Annotated in this window: 22 protein-coding genes and 1 pseudogene; 20 read left to right on the forward strand and 3 right to left on the reverse strand. The window is 55.8% G+C overall.

Annotation, left to right across the window (positions count from 1 at the left end; translation table 11 throughout):
- Positions 1-284: 284 nt before the first annotated feature.
- The 6 genes and pseudogenes from AMK05_RS26295 to AMK05_RS26320 all read left to right on the forward strand — a co-directional run bounded on the left by AMK05_RS26295 (position 285) and on the right by AMK05_RS26320 (position 6,770).
- Positions 285-1,169, forward strand: a complete 885-nt coding sequence (locus AMK05_RS26295) for an MBL fold metallo-hydrolase (RefSeq protein ID WP_064842538.1) — start codon at positions 285-287, stop codon at positions 1,167-1,169.
- Between the two features lie 12 nt (positions 1,170-1,181).
- Positions 1,182-2,309 carry a zinc-dependent alcohol dehydrogenase family protein gene (locus AMK05_RS26300; protein WP_064842540.1) on the forward strand — a complete coding sequence of 376 codons (1,128 nt, stop codon included), beginning with the start codon at positions 1,182-1,184 and terminating at the stop codon, positions 2,307-2,309.
- Positions 2,309-3,103: an N-acyl homoserine lactonase family protein gene (locus AMK05_RS26305; RefSeq protein ID WP_082935756.1), complete on the forward strand. Its 795-nt coding sequence runs from the start codon at positions 2,309-2,311 to the stop codon at positions 3,101-3,103. Before AMK05_RS26300 ends, AMK05_RS26305 begins: the two co-directional genes overlap by 1 nt.
- A gap of 120 nt (positions 3,104-3,223) precedes the next feature.
- Positions 3,224-3,913, forward strand: coding sequence for a GntR family transcriptional regulator (locus tag AMK05_RS26310; protein WP_064842542.1), 690 nt, complete (start codon positions 3,224-3,226; stop codon positions 3,911-3,913).
- Positions 3,914-4,042: 129 nt separating this feature from the next.
- Positions 4,043-5,272 carry an alpha/beta fold hydrolase gene (locus tag AMK05_RS26315; protein WP_064842544.1) on the forward strand — a complete coding sequence of 410 codons (1,230 nt, stop codon included), beginning with the start codon at positions 4,043-4,045 and terminating at the stop codon, positions 5,270-5,272.
- Positions 5,273-5,475: 203 nt separating this feature from the next.
- Positions 5,476-6,770, forward strand: a pseudogene (locus AMK05_RS26320) (IS256 family transposase).
- A 271-nt stretch (positions 6,771-7,041) separates the two neighbouring features.
- On the opposite strand, the gene AMK05_RS26325 reads toward AMK05_RS26320, so the two are convergent.
- Positions 7,042-7,809, reverse strand: a complete 768-nt coding sequence (locus AMK05_RS26325) for an SDR family oxidoreductase (protein WP_064842546.1) — start codon at positions 7,807-7,809, stop codon at positions 7,042-7,044.
- A 133-nt stretch (positions 7,810-7,942) separates the two neighbouring features.
- On the opposite strand from AMK05_RS26325, the gene AMK05_RS26330 reads away from it, so the two are divergent.
- From AMK05_RS26330 to AMK05_RS26360, 8 genes are all read left to right on the forward strand, one after another.
- Positions 7,943-8,452, forward strand: a complete 510-nt coding sequence (locus AMK05_RS26330) for a flavin reductase family protein (protein WP_008534378.1) — start codon at positions 7,943-7,945, stop codon at positions 8,450-8,452.
- 72 nt (positions 8,453-8,524) lie between these two features.
- Positions 8,525-8,932, forward strand: a complete 408-nt coding sequence (locus AMK05_RS26335; protein WP_008534380.1) for a carboxymuconolactone decarboxylase family protein — start codon at positions 8,525-8,527, stop codon at positions 8,930-8,932.
- A 60-nt stretch (positions 8,933-8,992) separates the two neighbouring features.
- The gene (locus AMK05_RS26340) at positions 8,993-10,114 is read left to right on the forward strand and encodes an LLM class flavin-dependent oxidoreductase (RefSeq protein WP_011053356.1); all 1,122 of its coding nucleotides are present in this window, start codon (positions 8,993-8,995) and stop codon (positions 10,112-10,114) included.
- Positions 10,115-10,237: 123 nt separating this feature from the next.
- Complete coding sequence (locus tag AMK05_RS26345) at positions 10,238-11,407, forward strand: ABC transporter substrate-binding protein (protein ID WP_008534383.1); 1,170 nt, start codon at positions 10,238-10,240, stop codon at positions 11,405-11,407.
- On the forward strand, positions 11,407-12,702 hold the full coding sequence (locus AMK05_RS26350) for a pyridoxal phosphate-dependent aminotransferase (RefSeq protein WP_442966271.1): 1,296 nt from the start codon (positions 11,407-11,409) through the stop codon (positions 12,700-12,702). The genes AMK05_RS26345 and AMK05_RS26350 overlap by 1 nt, the downstream gene beginning before the upstream one ends.
- Positions 12,703-12,713: 11 nt before the next feature.
- The gene (locus tag AMK05_RS33805) at positions 12,714-13,112 is read left to right on the forward strand and encodes a GFA family protein (RefSeq protein ID WP_008534386.1); all 399 of its coding nucleotides are present in this window, start codon (positions 12,714-12,716) and stop codon (positions 13,110-13,112) included.
- Between the two features lie 359 nt (positions 13,113-13,471).
- The gene (locus AMK05_RS26355; RefSeq protein WP_064842551.1) at positions 13,472-13,990 is read left to right on the forward strand and encodes an NAD(P)H-dependent oxidoreductase; all 519 of its coding nucleotides are present in this window, start codon (positions 13,472-13,474) and stop codon (positions 13,988-13,990) included.
- A gap of 16 nt (positions 13,991-14,006) precedes the next feature.
- Positions 14,007-15,287, forward strand: a complete 1,281-nt coding sequence (locus AMK05_RS26360; protein WP_082935757.1) for a bifunctional 3,4-dihydroxy-2-butanone-4-phosphate synthase/GTP cyclohydrolase II — start codon at positions 14,007-14,009, stop codon at positions 15,285-15,287.
- Between the two features lie 235 nt (positions 15,288-15,522).
- On the opposite strand, the gene AMK05_RS26365 is transcribed toward AMK05_RS26360, so the two are convergent.
- Positions 15,523-16,629 (reverse strand): NAD(P)-dependent alcohol dehydrogenase, encoded by a 1,107-nt coding sequence (locus AMK05_RS26365; RefSeq protein ID WP_064842553.1) that lies wholly within the window; start codon positions 16,627-16,629, stop codon positions 15,523-15,525.
- Positions 16,630-16,992: 363 nt separating this feature from the next.
- Positions 16,993-17,622 carry a 2,3-bisphosphoglycerate-dependent phosphoglycerate mutase gene (locus AMK05_RS26370; protein WP_064842555.1) on the reverse strand — a complete coding sequence of 210 codons (630 nt, stop codon included), beginning with the start codon at positions 17,620-17,622 and terminating at the stop codon, positions 16,993-16,995.
- A 255-nt stretch (positions 17,623-17,877) separates the two neighbouring features.
- Between AMK05_RS26370 and AMK05_RS26375 the strand changes: the two genes are divergently transcribed.
- From AMK05_RS26375 to AMK05_RS26400, 6 genes are read left to right on the forward strand one after another with little or no spacing between them, the layout of a single operon-like run.
- Positions 17,878-18,966: a substrate-binding domain-containing protein gene (locus AMK05_RS26375; protein WP_004671515.1), complete on the forward strand. Its 1,089-nt coding sequence runs from the start codon at positions 17,878-17,880 to the stop codon at positions 18,964-18,966.
- 55 nt (positions 18,967-19,021) lie between these two features.
- On the forward strand, positions 19,022-20,551 hold the full coding sequence (locus AMK05_RS26380; RefSeq protein ID WP_170964873.1) for a sugar ABC transporter ATP-binding protein: 1,530 nt from the start codon (positions 19,022-19,024) through the stop codon (positions 20,549-20,551).
- A gap of 12 nt (positions 20,552-20,563) precedes the next feature.
- The gene (locus AMK05_RS26385; RefSeq protein ID WP_004671512.1) at positions 20,564-21,505 is read left to right on the forward strand and encodes an ABC transporter permease; all 942 of its coding nucleotides are present in this window, start codon (positions 20,564-20,566) and stop codon (positions 21,503-21,505) included.
- 5 nt (positions 21,506-21,510) lie between these two features.
- Entirely contained in the window at positions 21,511-22,509 is a 999-nt protein-coding gene (locus tag AMK05_RS26390; protein WP_026188838.1) for an ABC transporter permease, read from the forward strand.
- Between the two features lie 58 nt (positions 22,510-22,567).
- Positions 22,568-23,671 (forward strand): NAD(P)-dependent alcohol dehydrogenase, encoded by a 1,104-nt coding sequence (locus AMK05_RS26395; RefSeq protein WP_004671507.1) that lies wholly within the window; start codon positions 22,568-22,570, stop codon positions 23,669-23,671.
- 12 nt (positions 23,672-23,683) lie between these two features.
- On the forward strand, positions 23,684-23,995 hold the full coding sequence (locus AMK05_RS26400) for a putative quinol monooxygenase (protein WP_064842559.1): 312 nt from the start codon (positions 23,684-23,686) through the stop codon (positions 23,993-23,995).

The raw sequence follows: 23,995 nt of genomic DNA on the forward strand, positions 1-23,995 counted from the left end.
TCAACTTGAGCCTCGTCAATCTCTGAATGTCTGCGGTTTTTCGCGGAACAGGGGGCAACGCTGGGTCAACGACCATGCGTTGTGCGGCCCCGCGAGCCGCATTCTCGAATGCTCTGCTCCTACTGCGCGGCATTCGGTAGGCCGGGAAAACGCGGTACACCGGCTCCTAAAGCAAGGCAGTCGCTCTCGATATGGCTTTCTTCAAAAATATTTGACAGATTATCATACAATCTGCCAAAAATGTCGCCAAGCACCTGATGGGAGGAAAATCAGTGTCTCTTAGTATGCATCACCTGGCCAAGCTTCCGTATTTTTATCCGTTCGAATTTGGCGATGGAAAAATCACGGTACTGTCCGACGGGCCGTTAGAGCTAGGAGATCCTCGCCTGAACTTCTTGGGGGTAGAGCCACGCACGGTCAGCCTGATGCTAGAGGACAATTTCCTGCCAACGAACAAAGTTGTACTCGAGCAAAACGTGCCGCTTGTTGAGATAAATGGAAGAACAATTCTATTTGATACCGGGATGGGGTCTTCCAAAGCTTTCGGGCCCACCACAGGTCGGCTCCTAGCCAGCCTGAGGGAGGCAGGTCGAGATCCGACGGAGATCGATGCGGTGGTTCTGTCGCACGCCCATATCGATCATATCGGCGGTCTGTGCGATGCCAATGGAAGGTTAAATTTCCCGAACGCCGACATCTTCATCAGTGAGCGAGACTTCACGGACTGGACGGACGGGTCGTCGATCGATTCTTCATTTCAATTTCAAATCGATAACGCTCGGCGAAACCTGCTTCCCCACAAGGATCGGACCTTCTTTTTCAAAGACGGCGAGGAGTTCTTGCCGGGCGTTCACGCGATTTCGGCCCCCGGCCACACGCTCGGTCATCATTGTTTTATGCTGCAGTCGGGAAACGATCGCCTCTGTTTTCTCGGCGACCTTACGCATCATCATATCCTGTTGATGGAGAGGCCGATGATGGAATTCCGATACGACACGGACCCGAAGCTGTCAGCTAGATCCCGCACGCGCGTGCTTGATATGCTGGCGACAGATCGCATTGCGGTAATGTCCTATCACTTCGCATGGCCAGGTGCCGGGCATGTGGTGCGAAACGGAGACGGATTCCGCTACATCCCCGCTCCAATGCAGTTGCTTGCACAGCGATAAGGAATTTCAAAGATGCAGATACGTTCGGTAATCCTCAGGGAGTCGGGTCTGCCGAAGCCCTATTCAAATTCGAAACCTCTTAAGATTGAGCTTGTGGAACTGACGCCGCCTGGCCCCATGGAGGTGTTGGTCAAGATCAAGGCTGCCGGTGTCTGCCACTCTGACCTGTCCGCAATCAATGGGGACAGACCGCGTCCGCTTCCAGTCGCTCTAGGCCATGAGGCATCTGGCGTCGTCGCAGCAATCGGACCGAGTGTCGAGAAGGTTGAGGTTGGTGACCATGTAGTCATGTCATTTCTGCCGGTTTGTGGCCATTGCTCATATTGCGCTGAAGGCCGCGCCAGCCTCTGCGAACCGGGCTACCAGGCCAATGCTGCAGGAACGCTTCTATCCGGCGGCAAGCACATCCGTTTGAGAGGATACGAAATTAACCACCATAGCGGCGTTTCTGCGTTTTCCGAATATGCTGTCGTGTCGGCGAGCTCGGTAGTCAAAGTGACCAAAGATATCGATTTGGCGACAGCTGCTCTCTTCGGCTGTGCCGTTATGACCGGCGTTGGAGCTGTGATGAACACGTGTGGGGTCCGCCCAGGCCGTAGTGTGGCGGTAATCGGGCTCGGCGGCGTAGGCCTTTCGGCGATACTTGGCGCTGTTGCGAGCGGTGCAAGCGATATCGTGGCGATCGACCTAATCCAAGCGAAGCTGGATCTTGCCAAGGAGCTGGGAGCGACGAAGACTTTTTTGGCCACCTCGCCGGATATTGTTGCCCAAGTAAAAGGCGCGACAAGCGGCGGGGTAGACTACGCGATAGAGATGGCTGGATCCAAAAAGGCATTCGAGCTTGCATATGAGATTACCCGGCGCGGAGGGATGACCGCTACGGCCGGACTGGCCAGCGCAAATTCCCGTTTCGAGGTTTCGCCCTTGCCGTTGGTCGGAGAGGAGAGAACGATCAAGGGCAGCTATATGGGTTCCTGCGTGCCATCGCGCGACATACCCCGCTATATCGACCTTTACCTCAAAGGTAAGCTGCCAGTGGACAAATTGCTGTCGAGCACTGGCCCCCTTGATGAGATCAATGAGGTTTTCGACCGTCTTGACAGGGCCGAGATCAATCGACACCTAGTCTTGATGGACTGATGGCGGGGAGAATTCTCTTGAACGAGTGGACAGTGCTCGCCATCCATTACGGCACCGCGCAAAGACCAGTAAGTGACCTGATACTAGAGACGGATGACATTCATGATCGTCCATCACAAATCGACTACTTCGTGTGGCTGATCCGTCTCGAGGACCGATTAATTCTTGTTGACACTGGTTTCGAAGCCGGAGAGGGCGCGGCCAGAGGGCGGACCCTCTTGATCCATCCGGTGGCAGCACTGAGCAGCCTTGGCATCAAATCCAGCGATATTACTGATGTCGTTGTGACACACCTGCACTACGATCACGCCGGAAATCTCCCGGCCTTTCCTAACGCCACTTTTCACATTCAGGATCGGGAGATGGCGTATGGAACGGGGCGGTGTATGTGCCATGAGCGAATGCGTCGGCCTTTTGCTACAGAAGGTGTCGTCGACGCGGTCCGGCTCGTTTTTCAGTCACGGGTACGGTTCCATGATGGGGATGGGGAAATTGTTCCTGGATGCAGGGTGCATCTGGTTGGCGGTCACTCGAAAGGTTTGCAAGTTGTTACGGTGGCAACAGGCGGCGCTTTGCTGATTATCGCTTCCGACGCGCTTCATTTCCAGCACTATCTTGAAAATGATGGCGCGTTTCCCCTGTTTGCAGATTACCTAGACGTCATCGAGGGTTACAACAAGCTCCGCGTCCTTGCCGGATCAAACGGACTCATCATTCCGGGTCATGACCCTGAGGTGCTACAGAAATTTTCTCCCCTTGCGCCAGACCTCCAGTTCGCTAGAGTTCTCCTGTGACTCACAATAAACCGATTGAAATTTTTTGCTGTTTGCAGACAATCGGGTTGTCCTACGAAACGCTCCGGCAGTATATTGATTCTGTGCGTCACTAGAAATTTCATCGAAGGTTTGTTGTGAATGGGAACGATCGACCTCCAGATTACACGTCAAAACGCCTCCCTTCGAATCCTTGTTGAGGATAAGCTCCGGCAGGCTATTTCAAGTGGCCGTTTCAAGCCCGGGCAGCGGCTGGTGGAGCGCGAGTTGTGCGAACTCATCGGGGTTGGCCGAACTTCAGTTCGCGAGGCGCTACGCCAGTTAGAAGCTGAAGGGCTTATTACTAGCTATCCGCATCGGGGGCCGGTTGTCAGCACTATCAGCTACGAGGAGGCTAGGCAGCTTTATAGTGTACGCGCGCTGCTTGAAAGCTTTGCCGGCCAGGAGTTCGCCGAGAACGGTTCAAATGAAGAGATCGTTGCTCTCCTCGAGACCGTGGAAGCGTTCGAAGCCGCAGCCAAGAGCGGTTCCGGAACGCGGATCATCGAAGCCAAGACCGCTTTTTACGATTGTTTGATGACCGGCAGCAAGAACGTGTTTGTGAAGCAAATGCTCACGTCGTTGCACAACCGGGTCACATTGTTGCGGATGACATCGATGACCCAGCCAGGGCGGCTGCAGAACAGCGTTTGCGAGATAAGAGAGATTGCGGCCGCTATTGCGTTGCGTGATGGCGACAGGGCAGCCGCACTTTGCAAGCGCCATATCGAAATCGCGGCTAAGGTGGCGTTGGACTACTTGAGCAAGAACCCCGTCGAAACCTCCGAGTAGTTCCACAAAACTAAGTTCAGGCGAAGGCTAAGGTTGACAGATTGTCTGAAAATCTGCTTACCTCTCTTATGGGAGGTGAGACACACGAAGTGCGGCTTCCCAACAACATCATTTTGTTAGGGAGGACGTATGGGCGCCCATGCCGAGCTGATTAAACGCGTAACCCTGGCGATCAAAGATCCGGAGCTACCGCGACTGACCCCAGGTCTTATAACACGGATCTCGTTGCAAGTTGGACCAGAAAAGTCATCACTTGCTGTGGGAGGCGGGATAGTCGCACTGGATGGCGCGGACGAAAATGCTGACGTCATACTGAGTGCCCCAGAAGAAGCTTGGGAAAAGGTTATGCAGGTGCCGCCGCCGGCAACCTACCATTCGTTCACCGCCTTTCAACTCGCTAACCCTGAGTTCACGTTATCTGGTTCGCCCGTAGCAATCGCTCAAGCGCGTCCCGCTCTGGAGCGACTGTTCGAGATCGTCGTAGCGTCTCCGCCCCTAGTTGCGCCGAAGGTAGATCGAAATATTGAACAGGTCATCGGACGCTATAAGCGGGTAGAGGTCGGCGGCGTAGAACACGATATCTTTTACGAGGAAGCCGGTGCAGGAACTCCTATCCTTTTCCTCCATACGGCTGGCGCAGACGGCCGTCAGTTTCTACCGCAACTCTCCGACACTGGGTTTGCGCGTACGAACCGATTGATCTCAGTTGATCTGCCGTTTCACGGACGTTCGATGCCTCCTTTAACTTGGGACGGCTCGCCCTATCAACTCACAACGGATCTCTACCTGACCTGGTGCACGGCGATACTCGACCAGCTCGTCGGAGACAGAGCTATCGTCGTTGGAGGATCTATGGGCGCGGCGATGTGCATGGTGCTAGCGGCGGAGCGACCGGAACGTCTAATGGGTGTAATTGCGGTCGAGCCGCCGTTGAAGTCAAAGGGCCGTCGCAACCCCTTTCAACACAACGTCAACGTTCATGGGTCGCTTCATAACTCAGCCTATGTCCGCGGAATCATGAGCCCGCTCAGCCCGCAAGAAGAGCGACGCCGCGCCAGTTGGATCTACTCGCAGGGTGCTCCTGGAGTTTATCCCGGCGATCTTTCGTTCTACAGCGACGAGTTCGACGGTGCCGTCGTCGGTCCGAAGATTGATGCCAAGCGAACACCGACCGTTCTTCTCTCCGGGACCTATGACTACTCTGCGACGCCTGCAGACGGAGCAGCGCTAGCGGCCCTCATTCCTGGCAGCCGTCATGTCGTTATGGAGGGGCTTGGGCACTTTCCGATGTGCGAAAATCCTGACTATTTCCGGAGCTTCTTGCAAGACGCGATTCGGTTCGTCGAAGATAACGGCTGATCACAAAGCAACCGCGTTGGCCAGTCTACCGATCGTGTCCCAGCACCTGGTGTAGCTGACGGTAGGGAGTAAAGCCGAGCGCCCGCGCGTTTCATTGCGCTGTAGCGGGTGATCGGCTTTGCGGGCGGCCATCAGTGTTTTCCGCTAGGGTCGGGTTGTTCAAGACCAACCTGACGGAAAGATCACCGATGACCAATGACATGATGAACGTGCGCTCCCTTGTTGAGAAGAGTGCCGATGCAGATTTATTGCGCGAGATGATCGGCTTTGCGGCCGAGCGGCTGATGGAGCTGGAAGTAGGCTCGGCTACGGGTGCAGACTTCGGCGAGAAGTACCCCATGCGGCTAGCCCAACGCAACGGATACCGCGATCGGGATTCGAGCTTCCTTGAACCGTGCCGCATGGCAGAGAAAGCTCTGACGGCCGTTATCCAGGAAGCGTATATCCAGGGAATCTCGACCCGTTCTGTCGACGACCTGGTCAAGGCCATGGGTATGAGCGGCATCTCCAAAAGCTAGGTGAGCCGTCTATGTGAAGAGATCGACGTCAAAGTGAAGGCGTTCCTCGACAGGCCGATTGAAGGTGAGTGGCGGTACGTCTGGGTGGACGCGACCTATCTCAAGGTCCGGCGTGGCGGCCGCATCGTCTCAGTCGCCGTCATTATCGCGGTCGGCGTCAATAACGACGGTCGGCGCGAGGTCCTGGGTATGGAAGTTGGCACCTCGGAGGCCGAACCGATCTGGACGGAATTCTTGCGCAGGCTGACACGTCGAGGATTACGTGGTGTGAACCTTGTTGTCTCTGATGCACATGAGGGCATCAAGGCTGCCGTTTCCAAGGTTCTCAATGCCACTTGGCAAAGGTGCCGGGTTCACTTCATGAGGAACGTGCTCGCGCATGCTGGAAAGAGCGGCAGGCGGGTCGTATCCGCCTTCATCGCGACGGCCTTTGCCCAGGAGACCCCGGAGGCAGCAAGCGCACAATGGCGCAGTGTCGCCGATCAAATCAGGCCGAAAGTGCCGAAGCTTGCCACCATCATGGACGACGCTGAAGAGGAAGTGTTCGCCTACATGACCTTCCCGAAAGAGCACCGGGAAAGCTGCACTCGACGAATCCAATTGAGCGTCTCAACGGCGAAATCAAGCGACGCACCGAGGTCGTCGGCATCTTTCCGAACGACGAAGCCATCGTCCGTCTCGTCGGCGCATTGCTGCTCGAACAGAATGATGAATGGGCCGTTCAACGCGCCAGGTATATGACGCTTGAGACCATGGCCCAAATGAGCGATGATCCCCAAATCAGCCTGCCCCGCTGTGGCACGCTGATATCCCCTTCCGACCCATGTCGGGAAAGCACGGCCATCAGCCGCGACCTACACCACCTCCCGGGACACGATCGTATCACCTTGTATTCCGGACTAAACTTATGCCGACAGCGTTGCGATAGAGGGCATTCGGAACCAGCATGCGGCTATTCCGGAAGGTCGGCACTCGCATGACGTCATCTGACCGACATCGTGGAGTCGACAAAAATTGCGAAATGTCCTTGATCCAGTTTCCGCTGTTAGATCTAGTTGTCGCCGGCAGTCCTTCTCCTTCTCTATCATATTTGCTGGAGCGTGCCGCAAGTCCGACAAGAGCTGCGCCTAGGCCAACAGCTCTGTGCTGTCATTGACGGGTTGCGAACACGTCAATGATCAACGAGGCTGGAGCCTTATACCCGGTGTTCCTGCCTCAAATGTAAGGGCATGACGAGTGCCGCCCTTTCCTTCACTTGACCAGGTGGTTTCCGATCGAGGAGCCGCCATCGACCGTCAGAATGCTACCGGTCGCGAACCTCGAACGATCGGACGCAAGAAAAAGCATTGCTTCAGCAATCTCTTCAGCTGTCCCCATCCGATCCATGACGGCACGGGCGTTGAAATCGCTGCGAAGCTTCGCGGGGTCCTTCGCTTCGGCGAAGATTTTCGTGAAGTAAGGAGAGTCGATTGTCCCTGGAGCGACCGCGTTGACACGAATTCCCTCTTTCGCATGATCCATGGCCATCGCGCGCGTCAGCGAAGATATCGCTCCTTTCGATGCTACGTAGGCAGTCCTGTCCGCGATTGCTGAGGTTGCGGTGTAAGAAGTTGTATTGATGATCGAACCTCCGCCGTTCCGTCGCATAACAGGAATGACGTACTTTGAGCAAAGGAAGATCCCTTTGACGTTTACGGACATAATCCGGTCCCAAGTTTCTTCAGGAATGGTCACCACATTCCCCGTCGTTCCGAACCCGGCATTATTGACGAGCACGTCGACCCGGCCCCACTTTGCGGTCGTCTTCTCAACCATGCTTTCCGCGTCCTTGGCGGACGAGACGTCGACGCGAACACCGAAAGCCTTCGAGCCGATCTCGTTCGCCACACGAATCGCGGCGTCTTCATTGACATCAGCAACAACCACATAGGCGCCGTTCTTTGCGAAAAGCTCGGCGGTCGCACGACCAATGCCGCTGCCGCCCCCTGTGACGATACAAACCCTTTGATCCAGATCCATCGACCATCTCCTCATTTTGGGTGCCTTAGAAGACATTTTAGCAGACAATCTGTCAATTGTGAAAATCCGGTTGACAGATTGTCTGCTGATCTGTTTATCTAGGGTCGATCGAATTTGGCCGTGGGAGGACAATATGGCCGATACCAGCACTGAGGCGCAGTTGGCTTTTAAGGCAGCTATGCGTCGGTTCACATCAACCATCTGCTTGATCACGACCGAACTCAACGGGGTCCGTCATGGCATGGCCGCCACCGCGGTCCAGTCGGTTACCGCGGACCCACCAACTGTTCTTGTCTGCATCAACCAATCGGCTTCGGTGAATCAGCCTTTGAAGATCTCCGGGAAGTTCGCCGTGAACATGCTGCATCTTTCACATGCCGATCTTGTGCCGCTGTTCAGTGGGCAATTGAAGGGTGAAGAGCGCTTTCATTACGGCGAGTGGCTGTCTCTCGACGGCATGCCGGTCCTGTCCGATGCGCAGGCAGCGTTTGTCTGCAAGCTAAAAGATGTCGTTCACGTTGGAACGCATGATGTTGTGCTCGGAGAAGTGCTCGAAGCACGGTTCATCGAGTCAATCGCGCCGCTTCTCTACGAAAACGGTCAACTCGTCAGGTCGTCGTCCATCAGTGGATCGGCCGCATAGTAGGTGGCTTTAACCACCAATCACATCACTCATCGAAAGCCCAAGGGCGGCAAGGAGAAAAGCGTGAGCAATATGGCACCCGCAAGAGAAATTCATGGACGTGAAGTCACAGAGCGCTTTGAGCGCGGACTAAAGACCCGGCGCGAAGTCTTGGGGGGGGCCTATGTTGATGCGTCGGTCAGCAAAGCCACCGACTTCAATTGGCCGATGCAAACCCTCGTCACGGAATACTGCTGGGACGCGATTTGGAATCGGCCGGGCCTGGAGCGCAAGCAGCGCAGCATCCTCAATCTCGGGATGATTTCGGCCCTCAATCGTCCGCATGAGCTGAAACTGCATGTTCGCGGAGCAATCAACAACGGTCTTACCAAAGAGGAAATTCGGGAGGTTTTCCTCCAGGTTTCGATTTACTGCGGTGTTCCTGCGGCCATCGACAGCTTCCGCGTGGCAGCGGAAGTTTTCGACGAGATGGGCATCTAGTTATTCAACGCATTTGAGTGGGCTGAGCATCATCCGTTGCCAGCCCGAGGAGGGACTACAGTGACCGCACAAGACGATTTCCGCGCTGCCGGAAACCCAATGTTCAATGATAACAAGCTCAAGCTCGGCGTATTTGGCACGAATTGCTCGAATGCATGCGCGATTACGCTCGCTGAGACAACGTTCGAACCTACCTTCGACCACAACGTCGAGATTGCAAAGAAGCTTGAGGCAGCCGGTTGGGAATGCATGGTGCCGATTGCACGCTGGCGTGGTTTTGGCGGTCCTTCAAACTTCAATGGCGTGAACATGGATACGTTCACCTGGGCGGCCGCTCTCGCGGCGGTCACCACGAAGCTCCAGTTCTTCTCAACGACTCACATTCCGACGCTAAACCCGATTGTTGCAACCAAGATGGCGACAACAATCGATCACATCTCGAAGGGTCGATACGGCCTCAATCTCGTTACCGGCTGGTTCACTCCCGAAATGGAAATGTTCGGAGTTCCTATGATGGAGCACGACACCCGCTATGAATACGCCACTGAATGGATGGATATCGTCGAGACGCTCTGGAAACGCAATGGCGTTACCTTCGAAGGCGAGTTCCTCAAAGTCAAAGACGCCTTCAGTGAACCCAAACCCTACAACAAGGCGGGTCGCCCGCTCCTGATCTGCGCCGGCGCCTCGGGCAAGGGACTGCATTTCACCGCCAAGTTCTGCGACTTCAACTTCGGCTTCATGCAAGACATGGAATCCGGCGCTGCCTGGGTCAAAAAGGTGAAGGACCTGGCGCGTACTGAATATAACCGTGATCTTGGCACATTCACAGCTTGCCCCGTTATCGTTCGCGAAACGGAGAAGGAAGCAAAGGAATACTACGACTACTACGTCAACCAGAAGGGTGACTGGGAGGCATGCGAGAACATCTGTGAAGTTCTGCAGGTGCAATCTCAAAACCATTCTGCCGAAATGTATCAAAAATTCAAGGAACGCTTCGTCGCTGGCTGGGGTGGATACCCGATCGTCGGCAATCCAGAACAAGTCGCCGACAAGCTCGTGGATCTCAGCAATACAGGCGTCAACGGCGCCTTGCTGACAATGGTCGATTACAACGAGGAACTTCCCTTCTTTAACGACCGTGTCATGCCGCTGCTCAAGCAAGCCGGTCTGCGCAACTGAACCAGTCCTCGGGACGGCGATTGCCGTCCCGACACGAACTCTGCCAGATTCTGGCAGGATTTTCGCGGCTGGCGGCCAAAGGGGCCGGCGGTTGAGCGGAACCACAAGGGGAGGAGGCCCTGAATGCTGAAGAAAATCGTTGCAGCGCTTTTTACGCTGTCGAGCCTTTATCACATGAACGGCGTGGCGAAGGCTGACGGCCTCGATTCGTTGCCGCCGGACCAAAAGGCGCTTTACGAGAATATCGATCCCGCCATTCCGCTCGGGGGGACGGTGTACAAAGATTTTGTTCCAAAACGTCCACCGCCGTGGAAAATTGGTTATGCATCCACATATGCCGGTAATACCTGGCGCGCGAACATCCTGGACGAATTCACCAACGTATTGCTTCCGAAATATAAGGAAGCAGGCCTAGTCTCCGATCTTATCGTCACGCAGTCTGACCTCAAAGACGCTGTCCAAATCCAGCAGATGCGGCAGATGGTTGACGACGGTGTTGATGCGATCGTCATTTGCTGCTCGAACATCACCGCACTTAACAAGACCATAGAGTATGCTCATTCGAAAGGCGTGCCAGTCTTCTCAGTCTCGGGCTATGTCACATCACCCTACGCAATCAATGCCACAGAGAATAACACCGACGGTGGCTACAAGGCTGCTGAATGGCTTGCCAAGGAAATCGGTGAAAAAGGCAACGTCCTGATGGTATCGGGCATCCCCGGTTTCGCATCATCGGACAGCTTCGACATCGGCGCGAAGAACGCGTTCGATAAATTCCCCGGTATCAAAATTGTAGGCACGATAGCTGGCAAATGGACCGACCAGGTCGCCCAGGTTGAGGTTCAGAAGTTTCTTGCCACCAATCTTGCTGAGGTTAATGGCATTCTCGTTCAGTCCGCTTCAGAAAACGGTGTCGTGAACGCAGTACAGCAATCCGGCCGCGACATGATGCCTATCGTGCTCGGGGGTGAGGCTTCCGCAGCCTGCTACTGGCGTAAGAACCCTGATTTCATAAGCAAGAGCTTCCATTTCTGGCCGCCGCGGTCTGATGCCCGCCTTGTGTGGGACGTCATGATGCGAACGCTCGAAGGCCAGGGACCAAAGATCCAGTCGATTCTTCGTCCTGCGCTTCCTTACACCATTGATGACGTGAAGGAAGTGCTGAAGGAAGATTGCGATCCCAATTCTACGGATTGGATCGAGCCGAAGAACAACGGCTGGTGGCCTGCAGACGTCGCTGCAAACTACTTCGAACGTCCTGAAGATCCGTTAGCTTGGCGGCCGAAGAAGTAATGAATGTTCTCCGGAAGGAGACCTCCCAGCCTCCCGCGTCGGTTTCTATAATCGGCGCGGGAGGTATCTGCGATTTGATTGGAAATAGTGTGCTGGACTTTCACAGAATTCAACGTTTGCCGCCTTATGTTTTCGAACAGGTCAACCGTTTGAAAGCAAGCGCGCGAGCGGGCGGCGCCGATATCATTGATCTCGGCATGGGAAACCCCGACCTTCCGACTCCCCAATCGATCGTCGACAAGCTGTGCGAGGTCGTGCAGGATCCGCGCACCCACCGTTATTCCTCCTCCAAGGGCATTCCGGGGCTGCGCCGCGCCCAGGCCGCCTATTATGCCCGCCGCTTCGGCGTCAAGCTCAACCCGGATACCCAGGTGGTCGCCACCTTGGGCTCCAAGGAAGGCTTCGCCAACATGGCACAGGCGATCACGGCGCCCGGCGACGTGATCCTCTGCCCGAACCCGACCTATCCGATCCACGCCTTCGGCTTCCTGATGGCCGGCAGCGTGATCCGCTCCATGTCGGTGGAGCCGGACGAAAGCTTTTTCCCGCCGCTGGAGCGGGCGGTCCGGCATTCGATCCCGAAGCCCCTGGCGCTGATCCTCAACTATCCGTCGAACCCGACGGCCCTCGTCGCGACGCTCGATTTCTATAAGGACGTCGTCGCCTTCGCCAAGAAGCATGACATCATCGTGCTTTCCGACCTTGCCTATTCCGAGATCTACTTTGACGGCGCTCCGCCGCCATCGGTTCTCGAAGTGCCTGGTGCAATGGATGTGACCGTCGAATTCACCTCGATGTCGAAGACCTTTTCCATGCCCGGCTGGCGCATGGGCTTTGCCGTCGGCAACGAGCGGCTGATCGCGGCGCTCACCCGCGTCAAGTCCTATCTCGACTACGGCGCCTTCACGCCGATCCAGGTGGCCGCGACCCATGCGCTGAACGGCGACGGTTCCGACATTGCGGAGGTTCGCAACGTCTACAAGCGTCGCCGCGACGTCATGGTCGAAAGCTTCGGCAAGGCTGGCTTCGAGGTGCCGCCGCCGGCTGCCACCATGTTCGCCTGGGCGAAGATCCCGGAAAAGTTCCGTCACCTCGGTTCGCTTGAATTTTCCAAGCTGCTGGTCGAGAAGGCCGACGTCGCCGTTGCCCCGGGTATCGGCTTCGGCGAAATGGGCGACGACTACGTCCGTCTGGCGCTGGTCGAGAACGAACACCGCATCCGCCAGGCTGCGCGCAACATCAAACGCTGGCTTAGCGGCGACGAGAAATTTGAAATCAACGTAATGAATCAGTGAAAGGATACCCGATGCCAATCTTCGGATCATGCCAATGCAAAGCCGTTACGTACCAGGTTCAGGAAATTGATGGACCCATGTGGAATTGCTTCTGTCAAACATGCCGGAAGTCCCACGCCGCTGATCACAATACCGCTGCGAAGGTGAAAAGCGAGCACTTCAAGATCCTTACAGGCCAAGATACGCTTCATAGCTTCGAATCGACGCCTGGAAAGCTGCGGTGGTTTTGTTCGGTATGTGGCTCGCACGTTTATGCGGAGCGGCCGGCCAGCCCGGAGCTCAAAGTCGTTAGAGCCGGCACGTTCGATACCGATCCTGGAAGTGTGCCGATGTCAAACGTATGGGTATCGCATGCGAAACCTTGGCTCGCCCATGATCCATCGAAGGCAAGCTCACCAGAGTTCCCGTAAGTGACCGGGATACTACCTGTCGTAACTGAGGTGGAGCCACGGCGACCGTATATCAAGCGGCAACGCCTCATTCCTGTCCAGGAGGTTCTAACGCAAACGTGCTGGGTCGGTAAAAGCGGCAGGGATTGGAGACAATAGGTTCGCTTGCACGGCGAGCCCACCCATTGAGAGAATAAAGTCGTACGAGACAGAAGACTTCTGCGAAGCAATCCAGCCTTCGAGGTTCGGAAATTACGGGTTGTGAGGGCTCAGGACACCGCAGGACTATTTTTGCCCCCACGGGTCCTCAACGACCTCCATTGCGGTGTGAGTGAAAATTGTAAGATTGTCTTATGCGAGAATGTTGGGAGTCCTGTGACATGAAAGTTGTTGTAATAACGGGGAATTTATCGCGCCCCTCGAAAACCCGGGCCGTAGCAGACTTCATGGTGGATCGGGTGCGCGCGTCCGGCAACGAAGCAAGCTGCTGGGACCTTGTCGACCTTCATCCGCACCTTGGGGCAACAGTGTTGCCCTCCAGCGCCGCTGAGATTGTTAAAGCGGCACTCAACGATATTTTGGCTAGTGACGTGCTAGTTGTTGGTAGTCCGGTCTACAAAGCATCTTACACTGGGTTGCTGAAGCATTTATTCGACCTTGTCGACATGAAAGCGCTTAAGGGCCGCTATGTGATCCCTTTTGCAACCGGTAAAGCATCGAGTCACAAGCCGCTCGTCGAAGCCTCGATGGAAGCCTTATTCGACTTTTTCGAAGCGCAAATACATAGCCGTTTCATTTTCGCTCTCGATGAAGATTTTCAGAACGATGCTCTTTCTGAGAACCTGCGCGCGCTTGTCGACAGAGAGCTCGATTCCGCGCGTCGCGCCGTCAGCCCATAATAAGGAGGAGGATTCCATGTCTTTTTCGAGCATAGATGAGGCGATCGAGGCGATCGAAGCGGGCGAGATGGTTATCGTGGTCGACGACGAAAATCGGGAGAATGAAGGCGACCTAGTCGTTGCTGCCGAAAAAATAACAGCTGAGCACATCGCTTTCATGATGAAATATGCGAGAGGCCTTATCTGCGTGCCACTTCCAGCCGAACGTCTCGACAAACTCGAGATCCCCCTGATGGTCACACGTAATTCGGACTCACTGCAGACGGCATTTACCGTTTCCGTCGATTGCAAACACGGCACAACGACAGGGATTTCAGCCGAAGATCGAGCAGCAACCGTCAAGTCGCTCATCGATCCGCAGACGCGGCCGGAAGACCTATCGCGGCCGGGTCACATTTTTCCTTTGCGTGCAAATCGTCTCGGTGTCCTGGGCCGTCCTGGCCACACCGAAGCTGCCGTGGATCTTGCACGACTGGCCGGCCTGGCGCCGGCTGGCGTAATCTGCGAGATCGCCAATGACGACGGAACCATGTCTCGACTGCCAGATCTCGAGAAGTTCGCAATCGAACATGGCCTGCATATAGTAACGATCGACGCTTTGATTGAGTACTGCAGGAGTCGTGATACGAGGGTAAAGCGTTACGCGCAGTCCTTTATGCCAACGCGGTTTGGGGATTTCAAGGCAATTGCTTATCGCGATAGTTTGACGGGAACGGAACACTTAGCTTTGACACTTGGCGAGTTGTGCGAGAAGGAAGACGTTCTGGTACGGGTGCATTCTGAATGTCTGACAGGTGAGGCGTTCCGGTCCATGCGATGCGACTGCGGTCAACAGCTCGAAATGGCTCTTCGGGCGGTCCAGTTAGCGGGCGCTGGTTGCGTGATCTACATGCGTGGGCAAGAGGGGCGTGGCATTGGCTTAGGAAACAAAATTGCGGCTTACGGCCTGCAGGATCATGGTCGTGATACTCTTGAGGCAAATCGGGAACTCGGCTTCGCATCTGATTCCCGCGAATATAACGCAGCGGCGGATATCATCCGCGACCTCGGTATCGGCAGCGTTCGGCTTCTGACCAACAATCTTGCAAAAATAGAGGCGCTGCGAACGTCAGGCGTCATCGTGTCGTCTCGCCAGAGTCTGATCGCCGCATCTAGCGCGTCCAACATCACTTATCTTAAGACAAAGCGCGATCGGTTTGGCCACCTGTTGGACCAGGACACGTCAGCTGAACACGTCGGCCGGAACAACGTCTTTTCAGTGTTTGGCGCGCAGGTGTTCTCTGGACCCCTTGGGTAGCGGAGCCGCCCTCGCCACTTACCTGCCGGCGATTGTAGGGGGCCGCCTTTGACCGGCAGAGTCCTAGAGCTTTTGCGTGGGCCCTGCCAGCACATCATTCGTGCAGGCGTATCGGAGTGATGTGGCCCGCGATTGCATCGAAAGCAGCGTTCGACCATATCTCGTCTTGAGCACGGCTGTTCCGACGGATCGCATTTAATCGCGGTCCGTCTTGTCTTTCGAAAAGTCTCGCAAACTAATGCTTCATGCGAAGGATCGGCTTAATGACTTTGCCGCTCTCGGAATCAGCCATCGCCTCGTTGATCTGGTCGAGGTCATAGAACTGAACCAGTTTGTCGAACGGGAAAAGTCCCTGCTGCCAATACTCGATCAACTGCGGGACGAACTCGGACGGAATGCTTTGTCCTTCGACAACGCCGATCAATGTGCGGCCGAAAAGGAAGTTCCCGATATCGATCGTGCCTTCAGTGCCGAGAGCGGACGAGCCAACGAGACCGCATGTTCCCGGCGTACCAAGGCAGTCGACTGCCTGACGGAAAACTCGTGGCGAACTCGTGCATTCCAAGCTGAAATCAACGCCTGCGGGGACGATCTTCCTGATCGCGGCAACGCTGTCCAATTTGCGGGCATTTATCGTGTGCGTCGCCCCGAGTTCGCGCGAAAGTTCCAGCCGTTCATCGTTCAAGTCGATCACGATGATGGTCGCGCATCCGGCGATTTTCGCGGCCATCGTAGCCGCCATGCCAACCGCACCAGCACCGAACACTGCTATTGACGAGCCGGGCTTCGGCTTGAGGCAATTCAGTACCGCGCCAGCACCGGTCTGAAGCCCGCACCCGAGCGGTCCAATCAACTCGAGTGGAACATCCTTTGCAACCTTCACGGCGTTTCGTTCGCTGGCGATGGCGTAGGTTGCAAATGACGACTGCTCGAAGAAGCAGCCACTAATCTGTTTCCCGTGAGAATCATGGATCGGGCAGGTGCCATCCGGACGAGTGCCGCGGAAATTGCGACCGAAGAAGTCCTCGCAGTAGAAAGGTGTACCGGAAAGGCAGTTTTCGCACTTGCCGCAATAGGCGTAGCTCAAAGCAACGTGATCACCTGGCACAAGATCTTTAACTGCGCTCCCGACGGCCTCGACGACGCCAGAGCCTTCGTGTCCCAACACAACAGGTTGAGGTACGTCATATCCCTGGTCCCTGACCACCAGGTCGGTATGACATACCCCCGATGCGACGATGCGGACCAAAATCTCGTCTGCACGAGGTTCCTCAATCCCTATGCACTCCAAGATCAAGGGCTTCGCCTTTTCGCGCGAGACCGCCGCATATGCCTGCTTCATGTAACTGTTCCTCCAAGGCTCACAACGCAATTCGCGCGAACGTACTCATCGTCAGACAATCAGTCAATAATTACTCTGTTAAATTAGATCAGTTCAACCGGAGCAGGGCTGCATTTTTGCAAAGTCACGAGTGAACGCTGATTTGAAGTGATCAAAGGGTTCCGTGCATGTTCGAAAGGGAGCATGCGTCTTGTCCCGCTTTGGGCTGAAAGATCGGCAGACGAAAATTTAGTAGCAACGTGTGAGGCGAGCCGGATGGCGTCGCTTGCCGACGTCGAGCCGGTTCTGAAGGCTATCGACAGCTTCGAGACACCGGTATTGCCAAGTTTAACCGACTACAAACGATGCTAGTGCCAGCCAGGCTTAACAGACAGTACCAACCAGGACGTTAGTCTTCTCGATGATCGAGAGGTCCGACGCAATCCGGTATACAGTTGGCGCGGCGGTCGGTGACTCAATAGCGAGCGTATCCTGGATAGTGAGGCGTTCGATGCCCTGCTTTAGTGACCTGATCGTATTCCCGTGGGCCACCACAAGAACCGATTTCCCTCTCAACAAGGGGGGGAACACTTCGCTTATCAAAAAGGGCAGAACCCTCGCGCTTATGTCCCGTATGCTTTCTCCCCCAGGTGGTGGAGTGCTGTACGAGCGGCGCCAAACCTGGACAACATCCTGGCCCCACCGCTCACGTGCCACGTTCTTGTTGATGCCGGTGAGCTGTCCGTAGTCGCGTTCGTTCAACTCGGTTCTCCTGATTGGCTCCAGCAGATCGCCGTTGGTTTCGTTCAAAATCGCTCTGCAAGTGTCAACTGTGCGCAAGAGGGCAGAGCTAAACGCAATATCGAACGAGATGCCGAGGTTCGCGAGCAGTGAGCCGGCTCGCCTGCTCTCAGACCAGCCCTCCTGTGTGAGCGGAACGTCGCTCGTACCCGAGAACTCCCCGCGCGCGTTCCCTTCGCTTTGGCCATGCCGGACAATCACCAGAGTGGACATTCATAACCCTCCCATCGATTTAGCGAACACGAATATTGTCGCACTATCGGACAATCCGTCAAGTGCGACTATGTGCAAGTGAAAACAAAACGATGCCGAAAAAATAAACGTCGAAGTTTATATTTATTGACAGATTGTCTGATAGCTCATACCAATGCACTCCGCCGTATTGAGGAGAGTCCGGCACGGCTTGGGAAGGCAAGGCTCTCGCCTTAACAGACAATGCCGCCCAGAGCGGCCGGAGGAGGAATTTTCATGAAGAGACGTACATTTCTACAAGCGAGCGGGGCAATTGCTGTAGCCGGCACGTTCGGAATGCCGGGGATTCTTCGCGCCGACGACGCGATCAGTCTCCTACCTGACACTTGGCCCTCCGAAGGCGCCAACCCAATTGTCGACGCGGGTAAGTTCAAGAAGTCAGGCCCGTGGAAGATCGGACACAGCCACTACGGCCTCGCTGGTTCAACGCATACCTACCAGACGGCGTTTGAAGCCGAATATGAAATAAAAAAGAACAAGGATCGGATCGCTGATTACCAGTTCCGGAGCGCTGATCTCAATGCCTCCAAACAAGTTGCCGATATCGAGGATCTGATCGCCCAGAAGGTCGATGCGATCATCATCGCACCGCTAACCACCGGTTCCGCCGTCGAGGGCATCAAGAAGGCAAAGGCTGCTGGCATTCCAACCGTAGTCTATCTCGGACGCGTCGACACCGAGGAGTTTACGGTTCAGGTCCAGGGCGACGACTTCTATTTCGGGCGCGTGATGGCTCAGTTCCTCGTCGACAAGCTTGGCAACAAGGGCAAGGTATGGGTTCTGCGTGGCGTCGCCGGGCATCCCATCGATGCAGATCGTTATGCAGGCGCCATGGAAGTCTTCAGCAAGTCTGGACTTCAGATCACGTCGACCCAGCACGGAAGCTGGTCTTATGAGGACTCAAAGAAGATCGCCGAAAGCCTGTATCTCTCCGACCCCGATGTCGCGGGCATCTGGACCGATGGAGCCAACATGTCTCTTGGCGTTTTGGATGCCTTGCAGGAGGCTGGCGCCTCAACGATCCCGCCAATCACGGGCGAAGCACTTAACGGCTGGATGCGTCGTTGGAATGACGAAAAACTTTCCTCGATCGGTCCGATTTGCCCACCCGCTCTGTCTACTGCCGCGCTACGGGCCGCCTTCGCCTTGCTTGATGGGAAGCCGATTCAGCGTAACTGGACGAACCGCCCCAAGCCGATCACCGACGAGACGCTCTCCCAGTTCTATCGCGCAGATCTCACTGATGCGTACTGGGCGCCGACCGAAATGCCGAACGAAAAGCTCCTTGATTATTTCAAGGCTTGATGAACTACGGGCACGATCACTCGTGCCCGTATCCCTGTCGAAGATGGAAATTCCCATGAGCACGCTTGTCGAGATGGTCGGCATCAACAAATCGTTTGGTTTCACGAAAGTCCTTTCGGACGTTCGCTTTTCCCTGGAACGTGGCTCCGTGCACGCTCTGATGGGGGAAAACGGCGCGGGGAAGTCCACCCTGATGCGTATTCTGGCGGGGGTATATCAGCCGGGCGCAGGAAGTGTTCGGCTCCGCGGGGAGGAAGTCAATTTCCGTTCCCCTAAGGAGGCACGGTTGGCGGGAGTGTCGACGGTGTTTCAGGAGTTTACCCTGATCCCCAATCTCACCGTTGCTGAGAACATGTTCCTGGGCCACGAACCTCGTCGCATTGACGGTTCGATCGATAGCGTCGAGGTAGTGAAACGCGCTCGCGCTTTGCTGGCTGACGTATTTCCACAGCTCGACGCAACCGCGATCGTCGAGACACTGACTGTCGCGCAGCAGCAGGCAGTAGAGATCGCGAAGGGACTTACGTCGAACGCGGACGTATTCATCTTCGACGAGCCAACGGCGGCGTTGAACTCGACCGATGTCGCGCATCTTTTCAAGGTTATCCGCGACCTTAAGGCTCAACATAAGGCTGTCGTCTACATCTCTCATCGCATGAATGAAGTCTTCGAACTATGCGACACCATCACCGTCATGAAAGATGGCGCTTGGGTAAGGACTGCAAGAGCGCAGGACTTCAACTTGCAAACGCTGGTAGCGACAATGGTTGGTCGCGAACTTCAGAACTTCTTTCCGCCGCGCTCGCAGGCCACCGGAGCGGCAATGCTGGAGGTTTCGGACTTGCGCCTCGACGACAGCAGCTCGACAGTCACTTTCGTTGTCAGAAAAGGTGAAATCATCGGGCTGGCAGGGCTCGAAGGACAGGGCCAGCGAGAGATAATGCGTGCCATTGTGGGCGTTGAATCGCCAAAGGCCATCGCCGTGTGGCGTGCCGGCCTCGACAACAGCATGCACGTGGTGAATGTAGGGTCAGGGTTCGCTCGCGCGGTCGCATCAGGAATCGGTTTTATCCCTGAAGACAGGAAGCAGGAAGGGCTGTTCCTGCGCCTGCCTATCTACGACAACATCGCGCTGGGAAAACAGCTCAATCGGAATATGGCAAGCGTTGCGTGGCGATCGGTGTCGAGGGTCCGCGAGGTGATCAAGTCGCTACGAGTTGCGGCCGCCGATCCCAATGCGCCCGTAGGTAAACTCTCGGGCGGGAATCAGCAGAAGGTGCTGCTGGGCCGCTGGTTGCTCTCCGGAGTGGACATCCTCGTTATTGAGGAGCCCACGCGCGGCGTCGACGTCGGTGCAAAGGCAGAGATTTACAGATTGCTGCGGGACTTCAGTGATCGTGGCGGTGCGGTCGTGGTTTCGTCGCGCGAGCACGCTGAGCTTATAGGGCTCTGCGACAGCATTTTGGTCGTTCATGACAGGAAGATCGTCGGGCAGATGTCCGCAGAGGGGGCGACCGAGGAAAGAATCCTCGAGACTGCGCTGGGGGCGAGTGCGTCACCGGATCCCCGTGCTGCGGTGCATTGAGGAGGATAACTTATGAATTCATTTGCCAGTCGCCTGAAGCTCCCTTATCGCGCGGGAGCGATCGGGCTTTCCATTGGAACGCTCCTGGTGATGGTTGTCGCCTCGGTAATATTATTGCCGGACTTCATGGATCCGGAGAATTTGTCTAATCTCCTGGCGCAATCGACGGTGCTCGTCATCTCGGCTCTCGGTCAGACGTTCGTCATTCTCACTGGCGGCCTCGACGTGTCGGTTGGGTCCGTCATCAGTCTAACGACGACGATCATGACGCTTGATCTTCCTGAGATAACCCGCGTGCTTATCTGCATCGCGGTGGCGATGGGGTTCGGAGTAGCGAACGGTTACGGTGTCGCGCGCCTCAATGTACATCCAATCATCATGACGCTGACAACAATGGGCATCGGCCAAGGTATCGCGTTGATCATTTTGCCAATCCCAGGTGGGCGCGTTCCGGAGTGGCTTTCCGGCTCGGTAGCCGGATCCATCGGCCCCGTACCTAACTCATTGTTTTGGTTGATCACGGCATCGCTCTTCGCATCCTGGATTCTCTATCGTCGTCCCTTCGGCCTCTACCTCTTCGCTTCCGGCGGCAATGACTTCAACGCACGGATGAACGGTGTTCCCGTCGAGCGCACCATCATCAAAGCGTATGTTCTTTCCGCTCTATTCGCATGCGCTGCGGGGATGTTTCTTGCAGGTCGCCTTGCATCGGGTGATCCTAAGGGCGGCGCTTCATTCGGGATTGAGTCTGTAACGGCTGCAGCATTGGGTGGGGTCCACCTCGCCGGGGGCATCGGAAGCATTGTGGGAACCGTCGTTGGCGCGGCGATCCTCGGGACAGTGAATAATGTGATGAATCTGGCCAACGTCTCTGCATTTCTTCAGTCGGTCGTCAAGGGTGTGTTGCTTCTCGTACTCGTCGTTTCGCAGCGACGCAAAACAATCGGACTTTGAAAGAGATGGACTTCTCGATGACCACATCAGACTCGAAAACTGAAGCACCATCTCGCTCATTGAGGGGTAAGAGCGCCATTTCGTGGATACTCGGGCTACCGCCCGCATACTATGTGCTCGCAATCCTGGTTGCGGTTGCTCCAGCAGTGAGCGCCACGCTCATAAATCCCAACTACTGGTTTGTAATCCTCAAGCAGTCAGCGCCGCTCGGGATCGCGGTGCTCGCCCAGTCGCTTGTCATGCGGGTGCGATCCATCGATCTCTCTGTCAGCGGTATTTTCGCCTTCGCGATTTATCTGGCCAGCTCGGGCCAGCTCAACAACTATCCACCGCTAATGACCGTCCTCATGCCTGTTGTGATTGGGCTAGCTGTGGGGGGTGTAAACGGAATACTCGTAGCATACGTGCGCGCTTCTGCCGTTATCTCCACACTAAGTGTTTCGGCCATTCTGATTGGGATCGTCCAATACATGAGCGCCGGCCGCGCGCCCGGTTCAACGCCAAGCTGGCTTCGAATACTTACGAGCGGCAATATCCACGGCCTTTCCTATTCCGTGGTCCTGTGGATCGTCATCGCCGCCCTGATTTCTATCGCATTTCGCTTTCTCATCGTCGGGCGTTACTTCAGGGCCGTCGGCGACAATCCGAGGGCGGCGGAAACTACAGGAATTCCGTTGGCACGTACGATTTTTGTCTCGCACACGCTCGCGGGCGCCCTGACAGGCATCGCGGCCCTGGTCCAGGTATCCGCGTTGGCGGTCGGCACCATCAAGCCAGGCTTCGACACCTTCATGAATGCGCTCGCCGCCACGATCCTCGGCGGTGTGACGTTCGGCGTCGACCGGGGCGGCGTCGCCGGGCCGTTCGTTGCCGTCGTTGCCTTCAGCTTCCTGTTCGCGATGCTGACCGTCTTCGGCATCCAGGAGCCGGGCAAGCTTATCGTCCAGGGCGTGATCATTGCATTTGCCGCAATCATCTACGGTGCGCGCGCGGGTCGCGTCTAGTCCGTCGGACCGATCAAGTCATTCCCGTAGCAATTGCGGGAGAACGCAGGAGAATATAATGGTGAAGATCACTGCGGCTGTCGCCGTGAAGCCAAAGAGCCCGCTGGAATTCCGTGAACTCGAACTGGCTGACCCCGAAGGCAACGAGATCCTGGTTCGCACGGTTGCGAGCGGGATCTGCCACACGGACTTGCTGCTTCGCGACGGTATTTTTGGCCCGCCGGCACCGGTGATCCCGGGGCACGAAGGCGTCGGCGTCGTCGAGGCGGTCGGACCGGAAGTTCAGAGCCTCAAAGTGGGTGATCACGTCGCACTGAGCCAGAGCTCATGCGGATTCTGCGCCGACTGCCGCCGTTCTCACCCAATGAACTGCCAAAACTATACCCAGTACAATCTTACGGGGCTTCGTCCGAATGGTAAGAAGGCATTGCTCTGCGATGAAGTTGGCATTGGCAGCAATTTCGTGGGCCAGTCGTCCTTTGCGACGCATATCCTTGCGACTGAAAACAATGCAGCGCTTTTGCCGAAAACAGACCTCGACCTTACCGACGCTGCGCCACTCGGGTGCGGCATGGCAACGGGTGCAGGAACAGTGATAAACGCGATGAAGCCGGAAATAGGGTCGACGATAGCCGTTTTCGGCGCAGGTGCTGTCGGCATGGCCGCCGTGATGGCCGCCAAAGTTCGTCGGTGCAGCAAGATTATCATCATAGATCTGAATCAGCAGAGGCTAGACATGGCCATGGGGCTTGGTGCCACACATGCGATCAACGGCAAAGATCCCGACGTAGTCAACCAGATCCATGCGCTGACGGGCGGCGGTGCCGACTTCGCGATCGACGCAGTTGGCATCATTCCGGTTATTCTGAACTCGATCAAGTGCACCCGTGCCGGCGGGCACGTTGTCTTGCTCGGCCTCGACGCGCTCGGTAACGACATTCCCATCCCCCTCGATCTAATGGTGTTCAATCGCAAGATCCAGGGTGCGATCCTTGGTGATCAGATTCCACAGCTGTTCATTCCGCAGATGATGGATCTTAATCAGGCTGGGCTTTTCCCCTTCCAAAAATTGATCACCAAGTATCCCTTCGAGAAGATCAACGAAGCGATCGCGGACGCCGAAGCCGGGCGAGTGATCAAGCCGGTCGTCGTTTTCAACTAGGAGCCAGCGCAAATGACATCGAAGAAGTCAGAGGAACAGCACCTTGTCGTGGAATTCAAAACCACGTCCCAAAATCGAAACCGCGTAAAAGAACTCCTTCAGGAATTCATTGGACCCGCCCGCGAAGAGTCTGGTTGTCTCTACTACGACCTCTACCAGCGGTCGGACGATCCGAACACTTTCATCATCTTAGACGGCTGGCAGAATGAGGCGGCTGTCGTTGGCCATGGCGAACATCCTAATGTCAAGCGGGTGCTGGAGCCTCTTATTCCACTGTTGGTGAGTCCACCGTCGATTAATGTAAATACCCGTATCAGCGACTGA

Origin of the sequence: Rhizobium sp. N324 (assembly GCF_001664485.1) — a bacterium.
GTDB lineage: Bacteria > Pseudomonadota > Alphaproteobacteria > Rhizobiales > Rhizobiaceae > Rhizobium.